This is a genomic window from Clostridium zeae, assembly GCF_017312485.1.
Lineage (GTDB): Bacteria > Bacillota > Clostridia > Clostridiales > Clostridiaceae > Clostridium_AR > Clostridium_AR zeae.
On record NZ_BMBA01000001.1, the window covers coordinates 476,368 to 501,832 of the forward strand.

At 29.2% G+C, this 25,465-nt stretch carries 28 protein-coding genes, 2 tRNA genes and 1 riboswitch; of the genes, 5 read left to right on the forward strand and 25 right to left on the reverse strand.

Annotated elements, in window-relative coordinates:
• Nucleotides 1-71: 71 nt before the first annotated feature.
• The 4 genes from J3477_RS02180 to J3477_RS02195 form a co-directional block, all read right to left on the reverse strand.
• Nucleotides 72-2,468: a BglG family transcription antiterminator gene (locus tag J3477_RS02180; RefSeq protein ID WP_206867915.1), complete on the reverse strand. Its 2,397-nt coding sequence runs from the start codon at nt 2,466-2,468 to the stop codon at nt 72-74.
• A 555-nt stretch (nt 2,469-3,023) separates the two neighbouring features.
• Nucleotides 3,024-3,650, reverse strand: coding sequence for a DUF2812 domain-containing protein (locus tag J3477_RS02185; RefSeq protein WP_206867916.1), 627 nt, complete (start codon nt 3,648-3,650; stop codon nt 3,024-3,026).
• 271 nt (nt 3,651-3,921) lie between these two features.
• Nucleotides 3,922-5,175, reverse strand: a complete 1,254-nt coding sequence (locus J3477_RS02190; protein ID WP_206867917.1) for an Nramp family divalent metal transporter — start codon at nt 5,173-5,175, stop codon at nt 3,922-3,924.
• Nucleotides 5,172-6,428 carry a magnesium transporter gene (locus J3477_RS02195; RefSeq protein ID WP_206867918.1) on the reverse strand — a complete coding sequence of 419 codons (1,257 nt, stop codon included), beginning with the start codon at nt 6,426-6,428 and terminating at the stop codon, nt 5,172-5,174. The genes J3477_RS02190 and J3477_RS02195 overlap by 4 nt, the downstream gene beginning before the upstream one ends.
• A gap of 556 nt (nt 6,429-6,984) precedes the next feature.
• Nucleotides 6,985-7,171: riboswitch (M-box (ykoK) riboswitch) on the reverse strand.
• Between the two features lie 215 nt (nt 7,172-7,386).
• On the opposite strand from J3477_RS02195, the gene J3477_RS02200 reads away from it, so the two are divergent.
• Nucleotides 7,387-7,462, forward strand: a tRNA-Met gene (locus tag J3477_RS02200).
• Nucleotides 7,463-7,725: 263 nt separating this feature from the next.
• Nucleotides 7,726-7,801: transfer RNA gene (locus tag J3477_RS02205), tRNA-Met, on the forward strand.
• A gap of 562 nt (nt 7,802-8,363) precedes the next feature.
• On the opposite strand, the gene J3477_RS02210 is transcribed toward J3477_RS02205, so the two are convergent.
• The 4 genes from J3477_RS02210 to J3477_RS02225 all read right to left on the reverse strand — a co-directional run bounded on the left by J3477_RS02210 (nt 8,364) and on the right by J3477_RS02225 (nt 10,879).
• Nucleotides 8,364-8,951: a GNAT family N-acetyltransferase gene (locus J3477_RS02210; protein ID WP_206867919.1), complete on the reverse strand. Its 588-nt coding sequence runs from the start codon at nt 8,949-8,951 to the stop codon at nt 8,364-8,366.
• A gap of 263 nt (nt 8,952-9,214) precedes the next feature.
• Entirely contained in the window at nt 9,215-9,841 is a 627-nt protein-coding gene (locus tag J3477_RS02215) for an HAD family hydrolase (RefSeq protein ID WP_206867920.1), read from the reverse strand.
• A 195-nt stretch (nt 9,842-10,036) separates the two neighbouring features.
• Nucleotides 10,037-10,378 (reverse strand): hypothetical protein, encoded by a 342-nt coding sequence (locus J3477_RS02220; protein ID WP_206867921.1) that lies wholly within the window; start codon nt 10,376-10,378, stop codon nt 10,037-10,039.
• A 54-nt stretch (nt 10,379-10,432) separates the two neighbouring features.
• On the reverse strand, nt 10,433-10,879 hold the full coding sequence (locus J3477_RS02225) for a hypothetical protein (protein ID WP_206867922.1): 447 nt from the start codon (nt 10,877-10,879) through the stop codon (nt 10,433-10,435).
• Nucleotides 10,880-11,026: 147 nt separating this feature from the next.
• Here J3477_RS02225 and J3477_RS02230 point away from each other — a divergent pair, with 147 nt between their 5' ends.
• Entirely contained in the window at nt 11,027-11,647 is a 621-nt protein-coding gene (locus J3477_RS02230) for an HAD family hydrolase (protein WP_206867923.1), read from the forward strand.
• Nucleotides 11,648-11,708: 61 nt separating this feature from the next.
• On the opposite strand, the gene J3477_RS02235 is transcribed toward J3477_RS02230, so the two are convergent.
• The 9 genes from J3477_RS02235 to J3477_RS02275 form a co-directional block, all read right to left on the reverse strand.
• A complete protein-coding gene (locus J3477_RS02235; RefSeq protein ID WP_206867924.1) occupies nt 11,709-12,230 on the reverse strand; it encodes a hypothetical protein in 522 nt (173 codons plus the stop codon).
• A gap of 137 nt (nt 12,231-12,367) precedes the next feature.
• A complete protein-coding gene (locus J3477_RS02240; RefSeq protein ID WP_206867925.1) occupies nt 12,368-13,180 on the reverse strand; it encodes a phosphatidate cytidylyltransferase in 813 nt (270 codons plus the stop codon).
• Nucleotides 13,181-13,229: 49 nt separating this feature from the next.
• Nucleotides 13,230-13,781 (reverse strand): hypothetical protein, encoded by a 552-nt coding sequence (locus tag J3477_RS02245; protein WP_206867926.1) that lies wholly within the window; start codon nt 13,779-13,781, stop codon nt 13,230-13,232.
• Complete coding sequence (locus tag J3477_RS02250) at nt 13,774-14,424, reverse strand: hypothetical protein (protein ID WP_206867927.1); 651 nt, start codon at nt 14,422-14,424, stop codon at nt 13,774-13,776. The genes J3477_RS02245 and J3477_RS02250 overlap by 8 nt, the downstream gene beginning before the upstream one ends.
• A 60-nt stretch (nt 14,425-14,484) precedes the next feature.
• Nucleotides 14,485-14,817, reverse strand: a complete 333-nt coding sequence (cutA, locus tag J3477_RS02255; RefSeq protein ID WP_206867928.1) for a divalent cation tolerance protein CutA — start codon at nt 14,815-14,817, stop codon at nt 14,485-14,487.
• Nucleotides 14,818-14,852: 35 nt separating this feature from the next.
• Nucleotides 14,853-15,578, reverse strand: coding sequence for a gluzincin family metallopeptidase (locus J3477_RS02260; protein ID WP_206867929.1), 726 nt, complete (start codon nt 15,576-15,578; stop codon nt 14,853-14,855).
• A gap of 97 nt (nt 15,579-15,675) precedes the next feature.
• Nucleotides 15,676-16,203 carry a hypothetical protein gene (locus J3477_RS02265; RefSeq protein WP_206867930.1) on the reverse strand — a complete coding sequence of 176 codons (528 nt, stop codon included), beginning with the start codon at nt 16,201-16,203 and terminating at the stop codon, nt 15,676-15,678.
• Between the two features lie 188 nt (nt 16,204-16,391).
• Nucleotides 16,392-16,760 carry an MmcQ/YjbR family DNA-binding protein gene (locus J3477_RS02270; protein ID WP_206867931.1) on the reverse strand — a complete coding sequence of 123 codons (369 nt, stop codon included), beginning with the start codon at nt 16,758-16,760 and terminating at the stop codon, nt 16,392-16,394.
• 15 nt (nt 16,761-16,775) lie between these two features.
• Entirely contained in the window at nt 16,776-17,249 is a 474-nt protein-coding gene (locus J3477_RS02275) for an HD domain-containing protein (RefSeq protein WP_206867932.1), read from the reverse strand.
• Between the two features lie 213 nt (nt 17,250-17,462).
• Between J3477_RS02275 and J3477_RS02280 the strand changes: the two genes are divergently transcribed.
• Nucleotides 17,463-17,642, forward strand: coding sequence for a hypothetical protein (locus J3477_RS02280; RefSeq protein WP_206867933.1), 180 nt, complete (start codon nt 17,463-17,465; stop codon nt 17,640-17,642).
• Nucleotides 17,643-17,823: 181 nt separating this feature from the next.
• Here J3477_RS02280 and J3477_RS02285 read toward each other — a convergent pair whose 3' ends face one another.
• The 3 genes from J3477_RS02285 to J3477_RS02295 form a co-directional block, all read right to left on the reverse strand.
• The gene (locus tag J3477_RS02285; protein WP_206867934.1) at nt 17,824-18,219 is read right to left on the reverse strand and encodes a hypothetical protein; all 396 of its coding nucleotides are present in this window, start codon (nt 18,217-18,219) and stop codon (nt 17,824-17,826) included.
• An 87-nt stretch (nt 18,220-18,306) separates the two neighbouring features.
• Nucleotides 18,307-19,356, reverse strand: coding sequence for a hypothetical protein (locus tag J3477_RS02290; protein ID WP_206867935.1), 1,050 nt, complete (start codon nt 19,354-19,356; stop codon nt 18,307-18,309).
• A gap of 167 nt (nt 19,357-19,523) precedes the next feature.
• Nucleotides 19,524-20,054: a hypothetical protein gene (locus J3477_RS02295; RefSeq protein WP_206867936.1), complete on the reverse strand. Its 531-nt coding sequence runs from the start codon at nt 20,052-20,054 to the stop codon at nt 19,524-19,526.
• A 319-nt stretch (nt 20,055-20,373) separates the two neighbouring features.
• On the opposite strand from J3477_RS02295, the gene J3477_RS02300 reads away from it, so the two are divergent.
• Nucleotides 20,374-21,063, forward strand: a complete 690-nt coding sequence (locus tag J3477_RS02300; protein WP_206867937.1) for a hypothetical protein — start codon at nt 20,374-20,376, stop codon at nt 21,061-21,063.
• A gap of 158 nt (nt 21,064-21,221) precedes the next feature.
• Here the strand turns inward: J3477_RS02300 and J3477_RS02305 are convergent, their stop codons facing one another.
• The 5 genes from J3477_RS02305 to J3477_RS02325 all read right to left on the reverse strand — a co-directional run bounded on the left by J3477_RS02305 (nt 21,222) and on the right by J3477_RS02325 (nt 25,462).
• Nucleotides 21,222-21,845, reverse strand: coding sequence for a DUF4362 domain-containing protein (locus J3477_RS02305; RefSeq protein WP_206867938.1), 624 nt, complete (start codon nt 21,843-21,845; stop codon nt 21,222-21,224).
• Between the two features lie 169 nt (nt 21,846-22,014).
• On the reverse strand, nt 22,015-23,202 hold the full coding sequence (locus J3477_RS02310) for a hypothetical protein (protein ID WP_228731186.1): 1,188 nt from the start codon (nt 23,200-23,202) through the stop codon (nt 22,015-22,017).
• 142 nt (nt 23,203-23,344) lie between these two features.
• The gene (locus J3477_RS02315; protein ID WP_206867939.1) at nt 23,345-23,992 is read right to left on the reverse strand and encodes a TetR/AcrR family transcriptional regulator; all 648 of its coding nucleotides are present in this window, start codon (nt 23,990-23,992) and stop codon (nt 23,345-23,347) included.
• Nucleotides 23,993-24,312: 320 nt separating this feature from the next.
• Nucleotides 24,313-24,870, reverse strand: a complete 558-nt coding sequence (locus tag J3477_RS02320; RefSeq protein ID WP_206867940.1) for a DUF1697 domain-containing protein — start codon at nt 24,868-24,870, stop codon at nt 24,313-24,315.
• A 52-nt stretch (nt 24,871-24,922) separates the two neighbouring features.
• Nucleotides 24,923-25,462, reverse strand: coding sequence for a nitroreductase family protein (locus J3477_RS02325; RefSeq protein ID WP_206867941.1), 540 nt, complete (start codon nt 25,460-25,462; stop codon nt 24,923-24,925).
• Nucleotides 25,463-25,465 lie beyond the last annotated feature (3 nt).

A 25,465-nucleotide genomic window follows, 5' to 3' on the forward strand; every position in this document is an offset into this window, starting at 1 on the left:
TATTTTTAATTCTTTGCGTAAGCTCATTAAAGCGTTAGATGATTAACCAATTAATTTCAATTTGTTAACTTTTAATTGCCATTACCTGCGAAAATATTGTATATTTCATTTGATGTATTAGCTAATTTTAATCTTTCGCAAATCTCATCGTCACCTAATTTTGTTGCTACCTGCGAAAGTAATCTAATATGATTACTAGTTTTATCTTCATCAGTCACTGCGAACAAAATAATGAAATTTACTGGCTGGTCATCAAGAGAATCCCATTCTATTGGACATTTTGTTCTGCCGATAGCTAAACAAGTTTTCTTTACAAATTTTGATTTACCATGTGGTATAGCAAATCCATTACCAATGCCTGTTACCCCTATTTTTTCTCTATAATAAACATCTTCAATGAAGTCCTCCATGTTTGCTATTTTATCAGCATCATATAACATTTGAGTTAGTTCACGTATGGCTTCATCCTTGTTTCTTGCATTCATCTCAAGTTTAATAGTCTCACTTCTAATAACTGCTGCTAAATCCATTGTCTTCACGTCCCTTTCTCCTTTATTAAGAGCAAAATAATTTTTCACATCTCGCACTTTATTGCATCTTTTTAAATAATACATACTGTGTTCATTTTGGTATAGATGATAGATTTCAGTTAAAATATTTAGTATGAGATTTGAATCATTCATAGTCAGATAGAAGGAAATTTCCCTTTTGTTATCTTCCTTATCATTCAATGATAGAATCATGCTTTTCTCATTAGAGCAAAAACATATATAAACCTTTACATTAGCTCCAAAACAAATCTCTTCAAATTTATAATTTGTTGTATTGCCATCTGATAAACTACTCATTACTTTCTGTGATGAATAATTAAAGAAAATACAGCCTTCCTGGAGAATATCATTTATAAAATGTATTCTTATATCATCGTTAGTTTTGATAAATGTATCCTCTTTCATTAGCCTTGAGATATTATCTATATCCTTCTCACTTAAGAATGCTGATACTAATATATATGGTTTTTCGCTGATATCTAAGTGAACAGTAGATATAACAAGGTCTATATCTTTCATATCTCTTTCTTTTAGCTTTCGAGCTGACAGCACGTCTACAATTTCCCATTGAGGAAAGGCCTTTTTCAACTTGGTTACAAGAAGTTGAGATGTTCCATATCCGCTTTGACATACAACTATAATTCTTCTTTTTAGAGTTGTCCTCTCTAATGCTGCTTGAAAGTACATTGTTAGATACCCAATCTCGTCTAAACTTATATTCTTAAGCTTACGTTCATTGACTAGTAATAACACAGCTGCCTTACAAATATTTAAAGATTCATTATATTGTTCAATTATTTCTGAAAGAAGTGGATTGCGTATCTGTATGTTATAATTTAAGCGATTGAGCATCGGCCTTATATGAAGAACTAATCCATCAAGAATTGTTTCATCTATAAGCAAATCTTTATTTATAATCGAACACATATAGCTTATTAAGCTTTTGGTAATATCACTAGCGCTATTGTTATACAAGCCTTTATCTACTATTTGAAACTCTGCTAATTTCTCTTGAAATCCAGAGGTTATAAAATATTGATATACGTAATAAACTTCTGATTCTGGCAATTCGATGTTATAAAACTGATTTATCTGGCTAACTAACCATCGAGCTGCCTCGTAGGATTTATCTGATTTAATTAGTTGGTAATTATCAATTGTAAAATTTTCAATTAATTTACCTTCTGCCCCTCTTTTTAGAGATATCAGAATATGCGACAGCAAATTAATATAATATGGATCTCCCATCTGATAAGAATATTGTTTTTCTAAGTTCTCAATTAGTGAACTTACATATAAAATTTTTTCATTATCAAATAATTCCTGTAATCCCTTAAGTGTTGAAATGTCCAGCCGGAAAGATAATTTCTGCATTTGGATTTTCTTATCTTCAGTATTACTATAGTCTTGAACCAATGCTGCAATTGCTTTTCTAATATTCACTTCTTGTCCTACAACCTTTGTACCAGATATGGTTTTACACAAAGTTAGCTCAAATTTATTTATCCAGTCTTCTACATATTTCAAATCGTTTGCAATACTTGCTTTGCTTACATAATACTTGTCTGAAAGTTTTTGAATTGATGTCTCCATATTAGAAACACTGAGCAAAATCTTTATAATTTCAAATCTGCGCTCATTTATAGAGAATTTTTTAACATCACTTTCTTTAAACTGCAAATCATTTAATAGAAGTCTATGATTTTTTGTAGATTTATTTAGTAAGATACCGCTGCCTGGCTTAGCATCAAGCTCTATTTCAAATTTTTCAAGATACTTTTCAATTATTTTCAAATCTTTCTGCAAGGTCTTGTCTGATGTCTTTAATGGAGTTGTAAAATATCTTATAGGCCTATATTCGTTCTCCAGCATCAACAATCGTACGAATTCAATCTGTCTTGATGTTAAAATAGTCACTCACAATACCTCCTAAATTAGATTCAGATAATCTCTACATTTATAGTATATCGGCTTAGTTTTATCCTTTAAATACCAAATATGTTCCTTAATGAAAAGGAAATTATAGTACACTAATTTCATACTTGAGCTTAATTTATCATTCAAACTTGTATATCTCCTTTAAGTTAAATTTAGTTGTACCAAACTAAAACAAAGTAACGAACATTTTATGAATTGCCATTTTATGGCCATTAAAAGTACAATTTATCAGAAATACTGTAAATATGTACATTTAAAATAATTATCATGTCATTTAAAGTTAATTTTTCCTGATTTTCTTTTTTTGAAAATCAAAAATATTTCAAAAAAAAGTTGTAAAATCAATGAAAAAATTACATAAATTTAAAGACCGTGCATAAAAGAGAACGATATCCTTTATATGTACGGTCTTAATTTATTTAAAGTATAAACATTAACACTACAACTCTATCATTATTTAAATGGTAGCCTTTAACGCTAAACTTGTACAAGTATTAAAAATAGCTTACTTAGAATTTTTTTGTCTTTAAATTTTTATAAACTTTTTAGCTTTACAAAATACGCAATTGATCCATGTAAAAAACAAAAAGCTGAAAACGCAAGTAATGCACTAAAAGTGTTAAGCCCTATATAAAACATATCAACAAGATATGGACTTTTACAAACCGTAGCTAACATATTTACAAAAAAGTAAAGTGCAATCAAGAAGTTTACTAGGTTAGAAGTTATAACCTTTAACATATTTTTAGTAAGTCTTTTATTGCTATTTAAAAAGTCTACTTCACTACAAACATCACCTTGGTTTTCTGATTTCATCCATAAAACCATTTTACCACCTAGCATTCTTGTGTTATAAATGGGTTTCCACCCAAGCTTTATATAGGTTCTAAAATAATCTTTATCAATTATATCAGGCAAATCAACAAAACATTTTGCTTTTCTCTTTTCGCCTCTTGTGAAAGAAAAAATATTTCCCCTTCTATTTATTTCATTTAAGAGAAATCCCTTTTCTTCCATCTCTTCAATCCATTTTTCAACTTTACTTGGATAATAAATAAAGAAACGATTCTTTTTTATCTTAATTAATTCATTAGGTCCTTTATTTCCGTTAATCACTTTGATATAGCAGGTATTTCTTTGATCCTCTCCATTTTCACTCATAATATCATCCCTTTTATTTTTCTTAACATACCCATAAAAATATTATTATGCAAACCATATCTTAACTATACAATAAAAGCTAGTCTAAATCTATAAAATATAAATCCCATTTCAATTAATTACTCTTGAGCCTTGTAATGATTAATTTTATCTATACTATAAATTTCTATAAAATAAAAAAGTTATGCATGCTACGAAAATTTTCAAAAGCGAATATTTTCGAACATACACAACTTAATTTCTATAAAAAATTCATTTATATTCTTCTTTGTTATTTAAAAATAAGGTCTATTAAAGGTGAAACAAAAAGTATTATTGAAAGAATTACTATAAATATTACTGTAATCCAAATTACTATATTTTGTACTTTGTTATTTACATACTCACCCATAAGCTCCTTCTTGTTGACTAGCACTACCATAAATATTAATATAACTGGGCTTAACATACCTGCTATCTCTTGTGTTGCAAGCATAATTCCCACCAAAGATATATGTGGTATCAGTACTAGTGCTGAACTGAATATTATCATAAAAGTAAATATACCATAAAAAGTAGGTGCTTCCTTGTATTTATGATTTAATCCACTTTCAAAGCCAAAGGACTCACAAATAGCATAAGATGTTGAGAGTGGAATTATCATTGTTGCAAGAACCGATGCTCCAAAAAGTCCTGCTCCAAATAGAATTGAAGCATAATTTCCAGCTAAAGGCTTAAGAGCTGAAGCAGCCTGCTCTGCACTATCTATTTGTATTCCAGCTTTATATAAAGTAACAGCAGTACACACTATAATAAAGAAGGATACTAAATCGCCCCAGATAGCTCCTAAATAAACATCTAATTTTTCATACTTGTAATCTTTCAGCTTTATCCCTTTGTCAACTACAGAAGACTGAAGATAAAATTGCATATATGGAGTAATTGTAGTTCCTATCATACCTATAAAGGTCAATATAAAGGCTTTATCAAATTTAAGCGTAGGTGTAACTGTTGCTGTTAAAACTTCATGCCAGTTTGGCTTTACTATAAAGCAAGTTATTATATACGAAAAGAAAACAAAAGTGAAAGCTAAAAATAACTTCTCTGTTTTTGAATACGACCCTTTCGTAATTAAAAACCAAACTGCAAAAGCCATTACAGGCACTGATATATATTTAGTCACGCCAAACAACTCCATACTTGCTGCAATCCCCGCAAAATCACCAATACATACACCAAAGTTAGCTATAAATAGGGTAAGCATTGCAAAAAGCGCAAGCTTTACACCAAACTTTTCTCTTATTAAATCTGCTAGTCCTTTTCCTGTTACTATAGCCATACGTGCATTCATTTCCTGAATTACGGCTAAACTGAAAGTAATGAGAAGAAGTCCCCAAAGCATTTTATAACCATAAGTTGCTCCTACAGAAGCGTACGTTGCTATTCCACCTGCATCATTTCCTGCATTTACTGTTATGAGTCCTGGACCAATAATTGTCATTATAAAGAGTATTTTTTTGAATCGGCTAGTCTTAACTTCACTCATAGTGCCACCCTCCTCATTGGAGCATACTCTTTAACACTGTCATTTAATGATATAATCCCTACTAACTCATTAGTTTCATCTATAACTGGTAAAGAAATTACGCTGTATTTTTCCATTGTTTCTATTGCTTCTTCAATCGTATCTTCATCCCTCAATATCTTTGGCTGTGTTGTCATAATATTATAAAGCTTTGTGTCCCTATCTGAAGTTATAAGCCTAAGTATTGGAATAACTCCAAGAAGATTACTTTTATTATTTATAACGTATATATAGTAAGTTTCCTCTTCATCAGGAACATTTATTTTCATCCACTCTGCCACTTCTGAAACAGTTATATCTGGAAGAAAAGTAATAAAGTCTTTAGACATAATACTTCCAACTGTATCTCTTTCATATTCCATAAGTTCTCTGATTTCTTCTTGACTTTCTTCATCCATTTGAGTAAGAAGTTTTTCAACTCTATCATCTTCTATTTCTTCGAGGATATCAGCTACTTCATCTGATGGCATTATCTCAAAAATATCAGAAGCCTTCTTATCAGACATAGAATTAAGCAGATTAACCTGAACCTCTGTCTCTATCTCTTCAAGAACTTCAGCAGCTTTTTGGTTATTAAGACTATTAAAAAGAATGTGACGACTTTTATTATCAAGTTCCTCAATTATATCTGCTATTTCAGCTGCATGGAGAGTCTCAATCTTATTGGCTGGCGAATAAAGCTGCAAATTATTGCTACCAGTTGATAGTGGCTGTACATTATCCCAAATAATAAGTTTGTTTCTTAGCTGAAAATTAAGAGCCCCTGTCAATAATATAAATGGATATTCTACTCCTAGACGCCTTAAAAGACCTCTAGTTCCTATATCAACTGCAATAAGCTGCCATTTTCCATTTATATTTCCTAGTCTTACATCATTTACTCTCTCTACTCTTTTTCCGTTAGTATCTACTATTTGCTTATCTAAAAAATCTTTTGCTAAATATATACCCTTGCCATCTGGCAAACTTATTAATAAACTCTTCGTATTTATTTCTATATAATATCTTTCTTTGCTATCTTTAAAAATATCAAGCTTTTCTAATGAAACATAGAAAGACTTTGGTCCATTTTTAATTTGAACATAAGTTGCTGTAGGTTTTTCCTGACTAAAATCAAGTACGAAATCGCTAAGTTTACCGATTAATTGCCCTGATTTATTGTGAATTTCTTTCTTTAAGATCTTGCTAAAGAAAAAACTAGTTGCTTTATCCATTTGTTTCACCCCTTCTATTTACGGCATCACAAATATTTCATGATGCTCATAACTTATTCTTACAATGTTTTAAATTGCAATACATGCAAAAATAAAGTTTTTAATTATTAGAGGAGTTCGTTAGATAATTTACATTAAAACCGTGAATACCTGTTTTTAGTTTCATAACAATAACCTCCAAAGTCATCGTCACTCAAACGGCAGTTACCCGTGTAAATAACGATCCAAATTCTATATTTAATTGTATTCGTCTTATCCTCAGGGTCGTCTTCCATAAGTAACCACCTCCTATTTTAAGATTCACGTAGAAAATAAGTAAAAAAGTCGCTGAAGTGACCTTCTTCAGTGAACTTTTTTAACGCATCTGCCTTTCCGAATGCATATGAGGAAAATTTGGCAGGCGAATAAGTTTTATTTTTTTACTGTATAGCCATAAAAACTTCTAAAATCATTAAAAAATATAGGTTTAACCGACATAAAAATTTTATATTTTTTTATACAGTAAAAAACTCTTCATTCCAACGAATGAAGAGTTATATGCTCGACAAAAAAACACTTATTTTCTCCATCCGTTGAGCTTTAGCACTACAAGGCTTTGAGCATAAGCATTCATATTTATGAATGTTGTCAGCTACATTAAGTAAAACCTTAATTCGGCAGTACCTGCTGACCCATTGGCGTCTCTCGACATTTCTGGGCAGTAGCGTGTATCCTTGTAGGAACCTCACCTAACGAGATATTTAATTTTATTACCTTTTATATCATATTCTCTTTAGCATGATTTGTAAACATAATTTCACATAAATATACCATTTAATTTTTTAATACCAGCTATTTGCTTTTTTTGTAAGTTTTTTTGAAATCCAATATAATTTTTCTAAACTTTTTCTCAAAACTTCTTGACTTTATAATTCCTTTACTGTATATTGTTTGAGTAGGCAAGTTTAAAACATAATATCGCGGGGTGGAGCAGTTGGCAGCTCGTCGGGCTCATAACCCGAAGGTCGTAGGTTCAAGTCCTGCCCCCGCAACCAAAGAGCAGTTATACTTAAAGTATAGCTGCTTATTTCTTATTTATCTTTTGTTTTTAATTTATCAAAATTATCATATATGCAAATTACTATTTTAATACTAACTATATTGTTGGCTTACTCTTAATTATAAAAGCTATACTCCATTAACTTAAGCTATTATTAATCACATATTTTCTGTTTTCTAAAATTAAATTTATTATTTCCTTTACATTCTATATTAATTAGTGTATAGTTATCAAGTAGGCAAGTTACAAACACAATATCGCGGGGTGGAGCAGTTGGCAGCTCGTCGGGCTCATAACCCGAAGGTCGTAGGTTCAAGTCCTGCCCCCGCAACCAAAAAGCAGTTATACTTAAGTATAACTGCTTATTTTTGTTTATTATTAACAATTAAAGTACTATTTGCTCATATTCTTAACCAAATTTTTTTTGTAAAATATAATACTTAATTCTAGAGTTATTTCTCTTTCATAAAAACTAAGCTGAGTTTTAAATTTAATCGTGCATAATAATTTATATGAAATTAATCTTTTTAAATCTCTGATTTTATAACTTAAGATTTTATATATTACTTTTCCAATAAATTAAAGATACTTCAATACTTAAGATTATATGCTTTATTACAATTTACCTTGCAAAAACAAATTTTCTTTGTGACCAATAACTAAAAAAGAAAATTGTCACCTCGCTTAGAACCTTTGCTAGAAACAACGAACTTTTATATTATCTTATTTAGGCACAGAATATGATTTATTTATACATTAATTCTAACTCGTCACATACTACTATAATATCCTAGTTGCAATTAACTTTACCTTTCTCTAGTTCCTTTATAAAACCCTCCTCATTCCCCCTACTATTCTATATACGAATGTATATCTTATAAATTAAAATATTACAATCAATTTATGTAATCTCTTCTTAATAATGCAAGTATTACGTCATCAACTAACACACCTTTAATCAGGGTTCTTTCTCTTAAAATCCCTTCTTGTAAAAATCCTGACTTTATTAAAGCCTTCACTGAAGCATCATTACCAAAGGTTACCGTAGCTTCTATTCTATTAACTTTAACCTTTTCAAAAGAAAACTTTATTAAAGTTTTTATAGCTTCAGTACCATAACCTCTATTCCAAAACGTCCTATTTAGACCATATCCGATTTCACATTTATTAGCTTCTTCATCAAGGTTTCCCAAACTAAAATATCCAATTAATTTGTAATCATCTTTTCTAACAATTCCCCATGTTATTTCTTCCTTAGATATAAATTCATTTTGATAATTATCTATTATTGACAAAGCCTTTTCTTTTGTATTTATAGGATTAAAAAAATCATATTTAGCTACTTCCGGGTCACTAAATATAGCAAAAATCTCCTCAACATCACTGGCTTTTATTTTTCTAAATATCAATCTTTGTGATTCTAAATCTGGAAACACGTCAAAAAAGCTTTTATCAATACATTGAATAGTCCGATTATTTTGCATACAACATCTCTCCTATACATTTATAAAATCTTCTCATTACATGGCCACTTATTTTTGTTATTTAAATAATAGAATCCATTTACAATTATATCCTAATATTATATTAAAAATATAATATTTCATAGCTAATTTTTATTATACAATTTTATTTTGATGTATTATTAATTGATAAACTTACTATCAGCTTGATTACATAATATAGAAAAAGGTATATAAAAATAATATATATCTTTATATACCTCAAAACTATATATATCAGTTTTCTAGTTATTATCTAAATCTATTAACTGATCTATGGTATCAATTTTATAATCAAAATCATCTACTTGTCCAAAGCCATAACTTGCAAATACAAAAGGAATGCCAGCAAATCTTGTTGCTTCCATATCCCACTGAGTATCTCCTACGTACACTGGACTTTTCAAGTTATTTCTTTCTACTACAAGCTTTATATTTTCCCCTTTAGTAAGTCCTGTTCTTTCTGCATTTTCATAATCAATAAAGTACTCACTTAGATTATGCGCTTTAAGAAAAGCTTCAATATAACCAATTTGGCAGTTACTTACTATAAACAATTTGTACTTTCGAGCTAATTTCTTAATGGTATCTTCTAATTTATCAAACAAACTACCACCATGTTCTTCTAAGTACTTACACTCATTAGCCCAGCATGCAGTTATTAAGGTTGTTCTCTGTTCATCTTCTAGATGTGGAAATAATCTTAATGGTATTTCAAGTACCGATAATCCCATTACTGCTTTTATATCTTCTACTGTTATTGCACTTGTAATCTTTGTATTACTTATGATTTCATTAAAAGAATCTGTTACTCCTTGTGTTGAATCCCATAGTGTTCCATCTAAATCAAAAATAATGCTATCTATCTTCATGCTTTCCTCCAAATTAATATATTATGTTTCTTTTGTTATCTAATTATAAAAACAGCTTTATTAGATTAGTTATCAAATTAAATTACCAACTAACTTATTAACTAATTTTCATTTACTCTACTTTATGCTAAAACTACAAATAGCTACTATTCTATTGTAATAAATATTTATTGCCTTTACAAATTAGTTTTGTATTTAAAATTTCATACATAAATAAAGATTATTTATCGCATCAAACAAATCGTTCCTATTTTCATTATTGTTATAAGAACTATACCTCATTAAATTTAAACTCGAATATAAACTTCCAGCAGCTGTCGTTCTTAAATAAGCTTTTCCTTCATCATCGTTCTTATTGTAATCACTATTTAGCATGCCGTTAGCTAAAACTAACTGATTTGTAAATGAATCATCGATCTCCTTTTGATCCTGCTTCCTTAGATCATTTACAGTTATAATATATAAAATTGCAATAATTAACGCAAAAGGCATTGCCTTTTTTACAATAACTTTAGCAAACTTTAATAGTTTTTTCACTAACATCTTTCTCCTTTCAAATCTCAACTAAATATTGAATTTTAGATTTATATATTAAAACTTATTGCTTAAGAATTTTTCTACAAACCCTATCTCATTGCCATTTTCTATCAGTTTAAAATCTTCCATTTTCCCATCATAATCAAGCCTATATATTTTTCTGCATTGATAAGTATTTTCTCTTGGAGTCTTAGTAAAACTAGCTATTATTTTATATCCTCTAACTTGAAGTTTTAGATCTTCGTATTCATTTCCAATTCCATTAAAGCAAAGATATAAAATCTTTGTGTTACTTGATCTTAGTAAATTCACACCTGGCTTCAATGTTTCATCTTTAACTAGACCTTCTAAGTCCTCATTTTCAAATATGCTTTTAGATGAATCTACTTCTGTTAATTGTATTGATACATTCTTAGCTATATAATGCATATAATAGTAGTCTAAAATAAGGATTGCAAAAACAATTATAATAAGACCAATAATAAAGCTTTTTATTTTCATACTTCGCTTCCTTCAATTAAATATTTTTTAAGCAAATTGCAAATTTAAAGTTTCACTTCATGTTATTTTCACATATATTACATACACTAAATTTGAATACCTATTTTTTAATGTTATGATAACCTAATAACCATTGGAGGTTTACTTATGTATAACACTGTTATTTTTGATATTGATGGAACTATTTTAGATACAGAATTTGCAGTACTTTCTTCTCTACAGAAATTAGTATATGAAGAAACTGACAAAAGACTAAGCTTTGAAGATTTAATCTTCTCTTTTGGAATCACAGGTGAAGCTGCGCTTACACAGCTTGGAATAAAAGATCCTAAGAAAGGCTGCGTCAAGTGGAATGAATACTTAAGGGATTATTTTCATCATGTAAAAGTTTTTGATGATATGGAAGAAACTTTATCAAAACTTCATGAAATGAACATTTCTATTGGGATAGTTACCTCTAAAACAAAAATAGAATATGACGCTGACTTTATACCCTTTGGACTATCTAATTTCTTTAATATAGTTGTTTGTGCAGATGACACCGAAAAGCATAAACCTGATCCTGAACCAATCCTAAAATTCATCGAGCTTTCAGGCTCAGATACATCAAACGCAATATATGTAGGAGATACAATATATGATTTTAGATGTGCACAGGACTCTCATATAGATTTTGCCTTAGCATCTTGGGGCTGTAAATCTCAAGATGGTATAAACGCAGCTTATATTTTAAAAAATCCAAAAGAGTTATTAGTAATAGTTAGGTAGTATATTATTGAGTATATTTTCAAATATGGAACAGTGCAACTTTTATCTATAATTTAAGCTTCTAATATCTATAAACGCTTACTACATAGTTAGTATTAGGTAGAACCTCTACATGATATTTCTTCCCCTTTGTAAGGAAGCTTTTAGAATATTGTCCATTAAACTCAAAGTCTTTATCTCCTACTGTAAGTTTTGTGATAGTTGTTCTACCTTTTATTACCTTAAAGTCTTTTAATTGTCCATCATAGGCTTCATATTGTGAGTTAATCATGTTAGGTAAATCTTTATAATAAGGAGCTGCCATAGATGCAAAAACGATTGATAATATTATCAAAAATGTGCCGAGAACTTTTGCTTTTATTTTTACACTAGGATTTTCTTGTTTATCTTTAAAAATAATTAAATTAGAAATACCTACTCCAAATATTAATATTGTAAAAAAACTAATACCAATAATATGCCCTAAAAATACTATTTTGAAATTTTTAGATGATTCCATTATAAAAGGAACTATTAGCCCTATAATAAATATTGGAATTGCAGAAATACACATTATATTTTTAGCTTTTTTCTTGAATTTCATTGCTCTCGCTCCTAAAATTGTATTTATTACCTTCTTAGCATGTAATATTTTATGATATTACTATAACCTTATAACACTTTGAGGATTTATATATTTAGCTTCAATAATTGTAAAGCTAAATCAAACAGGACTTAGCTCTATATCTTTAACATAATTTTTATGAAATAATAAACAAACGGCGCTGCTAATAGGATACTATCAAATCTATCTAAGATTCCCCCATGTCCAGGAATTATATTTCCAAAATCCTTAATTCCATTGAATCTTTTTATTAAGGAAGCTACTAAATCACCACATTGTGATATCACTGCCCCTATAACTCCCATAATTAAGGAAAAATACAAGAAGTTATTTGCATGAAATTCTGAGAAATTTAAAATTATTATTCCATATAAAAAAGCCATCAATGTTGCGCCAATTACTCCACCTACAAATCCCTCAATAGATTTATTTGGGCTTAACTCTGGAGTTAATTTATTCTTACCAAAGGTCTTACCAACTGCATATGCAAAGGTATCAGCACTCCAGGCTATTATAAATACAAACCAAACAAATATGCTTCCATAGGCATTCATGCTAATTATTTGACGTACAAATGAAAACATGAAAGTAATATAGAAAAATCCTATAAATGTTATAGATATGTTTTTTGCGTTTTGTTTACTATAAAAAAACACTGAGTAAAACACTAAAAAAATAGAGAATAAAATGATGAACAATCCTAGATTTGAACTGAGATTAGGTAATACAAATACGTAATATAAAAAAGAAAAACCTATTCCTATCATTGAATAATTGGCATTAAAATTTTTAAATGATTTATAAAATTCATTAAGTCCAATCATTATAATTATAAGAAGAGTAACATTTAAAAGTATTGAATTTTTGCTAACCAGTATTCCGATTAAAATTGGCAAGCCGATGACTGAACTTATTATTCTTTGCTTCATCATACTCCTCCTAATAATCTAATATACTAATTTCTATTATAGTAATGCTTTATTTAAATATAGAACTATTATTAATATCTACATCACACCAAACTTGAACCTCTATATATCTATCTGGTCCCTTTTCACCATTTTTGTTCCATTCTTGAGGAAGTCCATATATTGATACAACTTCTTTTATCTCTTCTAAGGTATAAACCTTTTTACGATAAGGTTTTTGATCATTATATCTCATAGCTGGAAAAATATCTCCATAAGTAAAACTTATAGTATTATGATCAAAAAATTCTATTGGAATTTTGAGTTCTTGTCCATCTTTATACCATTCTTTAATCCATTGGCATGGACCTAAAGTCATAGAAATAGGTGTCTCTCTTAATGGCTTACCACCTTTTTCAATAAAAAGCGTTCTAACCATTTGCTCTAATTCCCTTCTAATAGTCATGTAATCTTTCGATCTCTTACTAGCAAAGGTTTCTTCATTTCTACGTATCTTTTCTAATTCCTTTTCAGACTGTTCCTCTGATAAATCAGATAAAGTTTTAAAAGGACCAACTTCATCTTCATAATAATGATAAAGGTAGTTAGGTAAGCTATTCAATTATCTCAACCTTTCTTGTATTTAAATCTACAATTCTAGCTCTAGGATCTGACTTTGAAATGAATATTGGCTCTCCATTACTATCAATACAATATGAAATAGGAATTGATACCCCGCAATTTCTATAAGACCCATCTGCGTGACTTGTTCCAATAACTATGGTTTTATAAGTTTTTGCAATAGCCTTTGCCTCCCCCACCCATTGCTCAAACTGTTCCTCACTAAACATACCTACTCCAATTGGATGTGCAATAAAATCAATTTTTTCTTCTACTCTTTTTAAATCTCTATTAGCCTTTAGGATTTCCATACATAATATGTATCCAATTGTATTATTATTATAAGCAACAGTTAAGGGATCGTATAATTCTACATTTTCATCCGGTATAGTTTTAGGTCTTTCTAAGATCTGCTTACCCTCACTGCTTATTATTACAGCTCTATCTTTGTTATCCTTTCGGTAAGAAGATACTATTGTAACTTTATAGTCTTTAGCTACTTTACATGCTTCTTCTAATACTTTTTCATCTGATAAATATCCTTCAGGATATAGTACTAAATCAATTTTATTGTTAGCTTTTATAGCATTTTTCATATGTTCAATTTGTTTTTCATGTATTGGTTGTCCAATTAAAATTCTCATAATAATTCCCCACAAGTAAACTTTTCTAATTTTTATATTCATATGATTTTATAGTTTTCTTTATTCAAACAAATCATTCACTACCGGAATTACATTAATCAATGGCTCTTCGTATGGATGAATTTTTCTTATAATTTTTAAAGCATCCTTTACGTATTCCCTCTTACATCTAAGCTCCATCTTACATTCTTCGCCTTTGCAAATCTTTCCTAACTCACCGTTAAAAGGATTGGAGCCTTCTAAAGGTCTCCAGTACCCTCTTACATCAGTTAAAGACATAACGTTATCATAATTCCCCACAGTGCATGCGTTAACCTTATTTAGCTCATTTCTCAAAGTCACCACATATTCTTCTGGAATATATATTTCAATTTTTACTTCCTTGAAATCCATAAAACTTTCTCCTCTCTATTAAAATCTAAGGTTTATTAAGAAGTGATACCTCTATAATTTGCTTTTATGAAATCAACATATTTATTATAAAGAGCAGTCTCACTTACATTAAGAACCTCATCAAATTTATTCGGTGCCTTTATTAACTTTCTTAGTTTATCATAGCCAAACAAATTCACTATAGCTTCAACCATAGTATATGAGTATTGATAGCCATTGAGAGCAAAAAATTTCTCAAAATCTTCTCCAGTGTCTAAGTCTTTGAAAGTAGGAATATTTCCATTACTAAGCCCTTCAATAATAGTTTCTCTTATCCATTTTTCACTATTATCCTTGGCTTCATAGCAAGCAATCCCTTCATTTAACCACCTTGGAGTATTACTATTTATTTTATTAATTAAAATATGTACAAATTCATGAATTGCAGTATTTAGTACATTATCAAAATTAGATCCTGGTGGCGGATTTAGAGGTGATGCTATTATAATCTTGCCAGCACCAAGCCCTCCTCTTATCCAATCAGGAGCATCTTGTAGCCCTAAAGCTAAATGAAGTGATTTAAGGTTAGAATAAATTTCTAAAATAAGTTTACTATCTAACTTCTGCTCTAAATTAATTGTTATTCTACTATAATTATCTTCTAGCACATCTATAACTTTACCTATACACTTTCTATCATTTTCTCTAAAATAGACTGTAAAATGCTCTGCCTCTACTCTTAAGTTAAGGTTATTTTCTTCTTCATTATTAGAATCATTCATTCTATCATCACCTTCTCAGATTTATATTAACATTTGAGTTTATTTAGATAGGTATAATTTAGTTAAAAGACTTTATTATTAATCACTTCCCCCACTTCTAAGGTATTAAGCTATAAACCTCGCTTATGCTTTTGTCTAAACTCTTCAAATTACTTAAACTTTCATTCATACCTGAGATAAGGAAAAAACTTATGAATAAAAGAGGTAATACTAACAATATTTTAAAAATTATATTAATTTTAATACTTTTATCCAATAAGGACATTATAGAAAAAGCCAAGAATAAACATACACTAATTATTAAATTGAAAACTTCACTTTTCATCTTTCTTAGTGCCACAATCATATCTTTAAAGTTTTGAAGTCTTCCACTATTTTCTTCGTTTTCGATGATATTCTTCCTTGTTTGCTTATCAGATATTGAGATATCCCAGCTAGTATCACGTTTACCACCGTTTCCTACAAATTTCGTTTTTGCGTAGTACTTCCCAGTTTTAAAAAGAAATACACCTTCTTCAGATTTCGATGTTGCATTATAAAATATAGTACTAAAACTGCTACTAGTAATGGAAATTACATATAACATAGTAAATAATACTGTAAATATCACATATCTATATCTCAAAATAGTCCTCCTATTAACTAAACAATTAATGTTTTATTCATCACCATAATATTCTATTAATTTAGATAATTATAACCCAGCTTACTTGTAGCAGCATCGCAATAATCTCTACTAAGAATTTGTTATCTATACTTATCTTATATTCGTTTATTCACTGGTAGCTAATCCTGCTTTTTAGTGCAAATCTATTAGCCTTGTGCATCTTCAAGAATTTCTTTTTGAAGCTTCTTGCTTAAAGAGTTAAGTACTATTCTATATGACATATCTATCATCTGCTTTACCACGTTGTCAGGTACATTTCCATCAAAATATACTGAATTCCAATGTAGTTTATTCATGTGATAACCTGGAATTATATGTTCATATTCATCTCTCAGCATCTGTCCAAAGAATGGCTCACACTTAATTGTAATAATAGGCTTATCATACTTATCCCCTCCTATCATAAGAAAAATCTTTTCTCCAATTAAGTATCTAGTTGCATTCCACTCTTCCTTAAAGTCTTTTATAGCGCCTTGTTTTGAAAGGCAATATTCATCTAACCATTCATAGTTCATAATAACACTCCTTTTCTAATGTTCCTTATCAATATCTAATTCCTTAAATAGTTTAGCTAATCTTTCTTTTTCATGTTCAATCACAGAAAATCCTATATTATATGAAAAATGTTGCAGCACATCAGCATCCTTAAGAATTTCCTCATAGATACCGCCTACATCATTTTTATTGCTATGGTTATAAATAGCTTTGCAAATAATATTTATTTCTTCTTCAGTAAACAACTTAAGTTCATTTAAAATTTTCCTTGCCTCTATAGACCCTAATTTTGCGTGTTCATAGCTATCTCCTGTTTTATAAGTATAAATATCATGCAATATTCCTGAAATCGCACTTAACTCTGCGTTTGCTCCCCTTCTTAATGAAAGAATGCTACAGTAAGAAGATACTCCATATAAGTGAACATACCCATGACGCCTTACTTCTGCATTAGACTGCTTTATTAAAATACTATCTACTGCATCATGAACTTTTTCTAATCTATTCATAAACTTACTTAATGCTTAACTTAAAATTTCACCTTAAAGCACTAACCACCCTCCATTTCATATCTATTGGAATATCCACTTTAAATTATATCATTAATTTTCTGTTTATGTAAAAATAATGAAACCCCACTGTAACCTATGTTTCTTTTTTACATGATAAAATCTTTACATAATATTATATAATCAATACATATAATCATTGGAGGTAGTGACATGAGTTCATCATTAAAAGAAATTATAATAAAATTCATACTTGTTTTCATTGTACTTTTCTTATTAGGTAATTTTATTCCATGGCTTCAAATAAATGCAATTAAAGCAGTTGCCATATCAGCTGGTATATCTATAGTTGATACATTCGCTCTTATGTTTAAAAAGAATAAAAAAGCTTAGCTTATTAAAGTTATAAATCCCATAGATATATTTTCACAAGCTATACTTAATACCGTAATAGTTTAATTTTTACTTATTGAGATATAAAAATATTCAAAAAAAAGCACTTCTGCCATTCAGAAGTGCTTTTTAGCTTTAAGAAAATATAAAATTACAAATATATAATCTTTTAGATATGAATTTATTTTAATTTACTTAACACCAAAAGTTCCGTTTTCCCATCCCATTCAACTTTGACATTTATGCCTCTATCAGTATCACTAGGCATTCCACCAGTATTTTTCATTTTGTCACTGTACTCATTGCTATCTTTAAGTATAAATTGATTGCTTTCTCCTTCTTTAGGTCCATCAATTAAATATTGAACTTCATCTTTTGGTTTTGCATCTGTTCCAATATATTTAAATGTATAATAACTATCATGTTTCTTTTCGTTTCCTTCTATCTTGTAAGTTACTTCCCAATTCTGGCTTTTCCCTTCATAGTTGATTATAGTGTTGCTCACCATACTTTCTTTACTCTTACAACCAACTAAAAATAGTGATAAAATAACCATTACATAAATAATTTTCTTCATATGCTCTCCTGCCTTCTTTTTCTGTGTAATTAGTTTAATTAATGCATTTTATTTGGAACTGATCTATTTATAGAATCTATCCAAAAACTAAATCCCAAGATAATTGTCTCCTGACATTTCGCTTAGTGCTTGCCTAAACGAGCCCTCAAAGCTCTTATTATCTGGATCTACAGCAAGTTCACAACGAGCTGTATATGAAATTATATAAGTTGAACATGCAGATATTTTCATAAGCTCCTCTTTAGTAAACTTTTTACCACGGGATTTTTCATATTCTCTTACAAATTCATAAGCTTCATGTTGTGATGGAGTTATCTTAACTGGAATATCCCAAGTAGTAGTAAAAGTACTTGCAGCTATACCAAGTAAATGAAATTCGTCCTGTAGACACAAACTATCCCAATCATAAATCATTACTATTTCATCATTAACAAAGCGAAAATGCTTCAAAGACCAATCACAGTGTCCTAATACTAAATTATCTGGAATTGAATTTATGATTTTCTTTGATTTTGCAGCAAGCTCATCAATCCAGGTAGCAGCTGTTCCTGCCTTGTTAAAATCAAATAACGCATTATGAGGAGCTGGAAAAAGCTTTTCATTTTTATAGAAATTAAAGTATTCAAATCCATCCATGCTTTTGTATGCATCTGTAGCTTTAATTAACATTGCATACTGTTCTGCTATAGCTTTTCTGATACTTGGATTATGGGCATCTTTTTGTACTCCAATATCTTCATAGCTATTAACAGTTACAATAACATCTCTATATTCAACAGGCGGCATAATAACTTTAGGACACGGAAATTTGAATTCTGATAACTTCTCCTGTACTTTAGAAATAGCCTTCATTCCCTCAAAAGAGCATTGTGCTATGGAATCATCATTATTTGGCTTATTAATCTTTAGAAATATTTCTCGTCCATTCTTCAATTTTAAGCCAAAGGACACTCCTACACTAAGACCTGCATATAAGCATTCATCAACTTCACTTTTAAGATAAGTCTTACAAAACTCATCCACAAACTCTGTTAAACTCAAAGCATCTGTTGTACCAACAATGGATTTAGAAAGTATTAAATTTGGTTCATTTTCAAATAGTTTAGTCAACCTTTCATATAAGCTTCTTTCAACCATAAATTTCTAACCTCTCTTTTATTATCGTTATTTATATAACTCTTATACACCCAATTATTAATTATTTTTCTCTAAAAATACACAAGTTTGATGCAAAACTATAATAATTCATGATGACATGACTTTAAAATATCAGTATTTCATTTATCTATAATTTAGTATATTTTTTAATATTGTTTTCCCAACACCCATATTAATCCGAAAAACATGACTGGAATCGTAATAAAAATAGAAACACATACAACCTTCAAATAAAAATCTGAATAGTCTTTACTTTTTTTTGCTAATGCATGATTTATAACATCAATGAAAATAGCCAAGGAAAATAGTCCTGCCCCAACTAATGTTGCATTTAAAGCCGATAATTTTATTCCAAGTGATTTATAATTTATAACAGCCTGTATTATAATAATAAGCCCAAAAAGCACTTGGGTATTAAAATATTTATTAATTTTACTATTGATGTTAACACCTTGATCTTTATAAAACTTTTCTTTGTCTGAAAATCCTAATTCAACTGGTTTACCTAATTTACTATATACTAAATGCTCGTATTTTTTACTTTTAAGCATAAGGACTTCATGTATAATACTTAATAATCCACCAACTATAAAAGCTTGCCCAATCCCTCCAGTTGCAGCTATAACTGAAAGTACTATTACTGATACTAATATCAATAAGTATTTTCTTATATTCATAATCCACTTCCCCCTCATCTTCTAAATTTATTAGTTATCATAAAGATTCACTTTCTTTATATGTTTTTTTTATTCACTTCTTAATTTAGCTATGATAAGCATTCCATCATTTATTATACCATCAGCTGCCATTATGTGTAAAAATAAGCTATTTAAAGGTATACGTTTTATTGCGAGGTAGTTTATCTATATACTTTTTTCATTGATTTTCATATATTCTTGAATACATCTACTTGTAAAATACCATACTTATAAAAGGATATATAATTAATAGAAGCTTTTGAAAAGAATTCAATACATTTGATAAGGAGAATCTTAATTGTTAGTAGATTATTTTTCTAAATTATTTCTAAAACTAGTCCTTTATTCAAAACCTAATATAGACTTCTCAGAAGAAGAGATAAAAGAGTATGAAAGTATTATTTCTGAACCTAAGAGCTTTCTTATAAGATATAATAGTAGATTCCCTAAATATCGATTTATTCACTATCTTTCTTTGAAAGAGAATTTCATACTTCACGGTACTAACAATAAAAACATTGATGAATTTGAACCTAGGATACAAACACTTTTTAATGGAAAAATCACTGAAGCTGTATTTGCCTCTAAGGATGGGATATGGCCAGTGTTTTATGCAGTATTGGATAGAACTAAGCTTGAACATAGTATAAGAAATGGATGTGTCCAAATAAGAACTGGCCCTAAATTTTACTTTTTTTCTCTTTCTAAAGATGATTTAAGAAAGAAGCCTTGGACATCTGGAATGATATATCTGCTTCCATCTGACAGCTTTCATAAAGTCAGTAATGGCTCAATACAATTTGATGAGTGGATTTGTGAAACACCAGTAAAACCAATTGCAAAATTAGAAGTAAGTCCTAGGGATTTTTACTTTTGGACTAAAACTTCAGCTCATAAAGAAAATGAAAATATTCCAACTACCATAATAAAATATAAACTTAGAAATCTCGTAGGAATTAAAAAAAGCTCCTTAATAAAGAGCAAATAAATACTTAGTATTAACGAAAACCGTGCATAAGGAGGTTTCTTAACAAATATGCATGGTTTTTTATGCTAATAAGCTTACAATATATGTAGTATAGTGCACTATAGACTTTTTTATAAAGGACATCATTTAATTTAGCTATTATTAAACTTTATATGAATTCACTTAACAATCTCAACTTTCTTTAAACTTATTAATGTTGCACAGTCATCATTTTCACTATTATTAGAACATATGCCATACCATAAATAGTCCTTATAATCTCGCTTAACTATTTTGTCTTCGTAAGAAGCTGGTGATTTTATAAATTTAATTGGATCACTATAAGTATCATATACTTCAAGTTTAATTACTTCACCGTTATATTCTAAATCATATAGCTTATTGACCCATATCTTTTTGTTTTCTCTTGCATATTTCACAATACGAACTCTATCACTAATTTTATGCTTTATATTATCCATAAAAACATCTAATCTATTGATGTTGTATATAAGTAGGTGATTATCATTAATATTTACATTAAAATCTTGATCTGGAACCTCAACAATATAACCACTATTTATAGCTTTTTCTAGCGTCATAGTTTTATTATTTAATACCTCTTCTAATTTATTTATAAAAATCATTTTCCCATCAATTTCACTATTTAAACCGTCGATATTATATAAAAATTCTCCTATTCTACTAAATTGATCAATATCATAAACTATTTTATGTTCAATATTTGTATTCCCTGCAATTAAAATTGAAGTAGTTAATGTAGTTATAATTAAGTTTTTCATGTCATCATTCCTTTTGATTATTAAACTTAAAACTATTTTATCTCTTGAGCCAAGCTCTCTAACTTAACTCTCTTTTATTTTGCTTTCAAAATTATAAAGTTATCCAATTTATTTGACTTAAAAATACTCCAATAACCGTTGCGACTACTGGTGGTGTTTTCTTGATAAATCACTTATTTATAAAATCCATAACATCTCTTCTCATACTTACAGGAACCTCTTTTGTTGGCTTCCCAACTCTAAAAAACATTTGAATTGTATCGCCTTTGTCAGCGTAATCTTTATGAAAATTCTCATATTGCTCTTTCATCTCAGTATATTCTTCTAATACCTGACTTAAAGGTTGCATAGCTATTCCTAAAGCATGCCCATTTAGCACTAAACTGCTATATACCATGCCGCTTTTTACTTGTTCAATTCGGCTGTTATTCTTTGTGATAACCATACCGTATGCAGGGGTATTTTCTACTGCTGTTTTAGTAGAATTAATATATATATCACTTGAAGCTTTTTCACTATTTATTGAAGGAATAAGAGTTATAAGCCCTTGCATCAAGTACTTTTTCAAACCTGTAATGTTTTGCCCTTCAAAAGAATACCCATATCTATATTTATTTTTCTCATATTCATTTACACGAAATACCTTGGCTGATTCTTCATTCATTCTATGGATATTTGCTTCAATTTCAGCACCCTTCATTGCATATGCACCTAACTGTTTCAAGCTATTTTTATCATCAAATGTTTTTATTTTGACATCTTCATTACTTAAGTTTAGCAAAGTATCTAGCTGCTCTTTTGTTAAGCTTGCTTTTTCGTAACTCTCTCTATTTGTGTCAGGTAAAAACATAAAATCATATAACTTACTATCTTCATTTTTATCCTCTGAAATACTTACTTTAGCCACTGGTTTTTCTTTCATACTGCTAGCTAAGTTTTGTTCATCATACTGACCTTTTGGGAAAAAATCTATGTTTACCTTATACCCAAAATGCTCTCCTGAAACTACAATATATTCTAAAAATGTTCCTTGTGTAATCATCGTTTGCCTTGCAAAAGGATCTACTTCTTTGGTTAGTAAATCACTGTTTGCATACAAATAAAAAATATCTTTATTTGGGTCTAACTTTATAATCCATGGCTGCATATTATGTCCGCTTGCAGCTAAAATACCATTTGATATCAGTTTTATTCTTTTATCTTCAAATTTATCTGAATAACTCTTATCCCATGGCTCCAAATATTTCTCTTTTACAAATGCCCCACCAGCAGTAAATACTACTAATAATAACGTAATTAATACTAAAAACATTCCTAACAATACCTTTTTAAGATTTTTCATACTCAAATGTTTCATTACAGCTCCCCCTTTTTATTATCTGTTTTTTAAACATTATTATAGATATCACTTATATAAAGAGTTTCAATAGCTTTTCTTCATTAATCCTAAGAATCCAAAATTAAACTTTTTCTGATATGAAATGAACTATTTTATGCCATCATTTCCTAATAGCTTTTGTAAGCATTTCAAAAGCCTCTTCCAAAAGCTCCTCAGGATTTTTCTTGTGATACTCCATAATATAACGCTTCTTTGTCCTTAAAGTATTAAATATTCCTAAGGTGCACGACCATAATACTAAAGCAGTGTTTGTAATGTCTATACTGCTATCAATAGTTCCATCTTCAATTCCCTGTTTTAATGAACAAGTAAGATAATCAAATATCTTTTCTCCAAGTTCATAACATTCTTGTTTAGCACTATCTGTTACCCCATTTGAAAAATCCATCTCACCATTTTCATAATTCATTATTGCACTAAAATATTCAGCATATTGTTTGCTGAATTCAAATAGAATTAGTCCAAGTTTTCTTATCTTGTATATTCCAGTATCATCACTTACTTTTTTGTCATAATCCTCTATCATTTTTATTAGGATCTTATAGCCTCTAATCATTATTTCAAAATAAATCTGTTCCTTGCTATTAAAATATACATATACTGTCCTCTTACTGAATTCTGCAGTTCTTGCTACATCGTCCATAGTTGCCATGTCATAGCCCTTAGAAAAAAATACTCTTTCTGCAGCATCTATAATATCTTTTCTCCTCAATTCTTTTTCCTTTTCTTTACGTTCTTCTGCTCCCATAATTCCAATTCTCCAAATCTTTAAGTTTAATAAGTATAAAAAATCTAAATGCAATTAAGTAAACTATTGGTTTACTTAATTGCATTATAGTGCAGATATCCATTTTTTTCAATACTAATTTACAGGTATTTCAACTTTTAACAAAAATAAAGCTAGAACGAAATACCTTCGTTCTAGCTTTATTTATTTATATTATTTATTTTGCTATTTAGCTTATCAACAGATTTCAATAAACTTTAATTATAGGCTGTGTTTAAGAGTATTTTTGAAATTAAGTGTTTATAAAGGAGATGCTATATGAGCCAGCTATTAGAATTAACTTATTTCTCATCAAACATTGATACTAGCTTATTTATTGTATTCCAATTTCTAACTGTACTGGATACCTCTAATTTACCAAGATTGTTAGCGAGTTTAGAATTTCTTATGCTTTTACTAAATAGTAAATATACATCTCTACCAATGATTTTATATTTGTTAGCCTCATCTTTATAATTATCTAGAAGCATAATTTTATTCTCTAAAGGTACGGTCTTCATGAGAGATACATAGAAACACTCCCCTTCAGCCGTTGCTTTCGCTTCTGCTATTTCATCTTCTAAAAATGGGCAGTTTCTTATTATAGCCCTCAGTTCTTCCCCTGATCTCAAAATTATATCACTGTTAAATCCAAATTGCTCTTCAAAGGCAGCTTCAATTTTATTTATTATTGCTTCCTCTTTATCTTCATCTGTTTTAAAAATCACATTTCCACTTTGAATATATGTCTTAACATCAACATAAGCCAATGACTCAAAAAACTGTTTCAAATCCGCCATCTTTATCCTATTTTTTGTACCAACATTAATCCCTCTTAATAAAGCTACATATGTAATCATATAAACCACCTTATTTGTAATCTAATTACAAACTTCTAAAATTCTTCACCTTTTACCAACTTTCATAATGGATTATTTCTTCTATATTTTTTCTTGGACGCGGTTTTGGTTCTTCATCAGCATATCCTAAAGTGATTATTCCTAATAAATATTTATCTTCAGGTAAATTAAGTATTGGTCTTATTTCTTTTTGTGTAAACCAAGCTACCCAACATGTGCCTAGTCCTAGATTTTTAGCTTGAAGAAGCATATGACCAACTGAAATAGAGGTATCTCTAATAATCTGTTTAACCTCTTCTTGAGAGCTTTCTTCATCTATTTTTATTTCTACAGAATCATCAATTCTTGATCTTATATCTGCAACACAGGCTATAAAAACCGGAGCCGTCATCATCCATTTTTGGTTATGAGACGTGTATGCAAGTTTTTCTCTCATTTCCTGTGATTTTATAACTATAAAATGCCATGGTTGCGTGTTGCTGCCAGATGGCGCAAGCCTTCCACTTTCTATAATCTCAATTATCTTTTCATCTTCTACTATTTCATTTTTATATTTCCTAATACTTCTACGACTTAAAATCTCATTTAACAAAAC